Here is a 758-nt window from a genome sequence, read left to right as displayed (position 1 = left end):
CCGCTCGACTTGCATGTGTTAAGCACGCCGCCAGCGTTCGTCCTGAGCCAGGATCAAACTCTCCATTAAGGCCAAACGACCAACCAGGGGGCGAACCCCAGCCGACCAAACCTCGGAAACAATCCTGGCAAACGATCCCCGAAAGGATCGTGTTGCCTCAAAGAAATCCCCACCATCCGAAGATGGCACGGGGCGACCCGGCCAAAAAAGAGGCCGAGCCGATAAAGGCACTGGCTTTTAACACGCTGTTGAGTTCTCAAGAAACGGACACCCACCGCGCTGGATTCGCTTTCACGTTTCCCGCTCCGGGGCGACTCGCTTTACTTTATCGGTTCCGCCCGGCTTGTCAATTTCCGGGCTTCTCCGATACGCCTTTCCAGTGTCGCTTTCGCGGCACCTTCGGGGCGGTCGAGCTATTTCATCAGATCCGGCCAGATTGTCAAACTCGGACCTTTTCGGATCCACCGCAACACAACAGGCACGGCTGAGCCGTGTCGGTAAGTCGTCAGTGGCTTCCCCATCATCCGGCCGGCCGCCATGCGGGCGTCCTGCATCCTTGTGGGGACGAGGGGTTAACCTACGTGTTCGGGGCCGTGACGTCAAATCGACGCTCCACCGCCCGCTCACATGCAGGTTCCCGCTGTTCAGCGGGAACCTGGCGCGCCTGGTCGTCATCTATCTAGGTGAACGACCCAGCCCGAGCATGGAGGAACCGAAATGGCCTATCCCCCCGCCCCACCGCCCAGCCACGGCTACAG

General features: G+C 60.2%; 1 protein-coding gene and 1 rRNA gene. One reads left to right on the top strand and one right to left on the bottom strand.

Annotated elements, in window-relative coordinates:
* Nucleotides 1-69 (bottom strand): 16S ribosomal RNA (locus E1293_RS47210); the annotation flags it as partial.
* 113 nt (nt 70-182) lie between these two features.
* Here E1293_RS47210 and E1293_RS47205 point away from each other — a divergent pair.
* Nucleotides 183-488 carry a hypothetical protein gene (locus E1293_RS47205; protein WP_132206695.1) on the top strand — a complete coding sequence of 102 codons (306 nt, stop codon included), beginning with the start codon at nt 183-185 and terminating at the stop codon, nt 486-488.
* The last annotated feature ends 270 nt before the right edge of the window (nt 489-758 follow it).

Origin of the sequence: Actinomadura darangshiensis, assembly GCF_004349235.1 — a bacterium.
Taxonomy (GTDB): domain Bacteria; phylum Actinomycetota; class Actinomycetes; order Streptosporangiales; family Streptosporangiaceae; genus Spirillospora; species Spirillospora darangshiensis.
The sequence above is the reverse complement of the archived record's forward strand: the minus strand, read 5'-3'. Positions and strand labels throughout refer to the sequence as shown.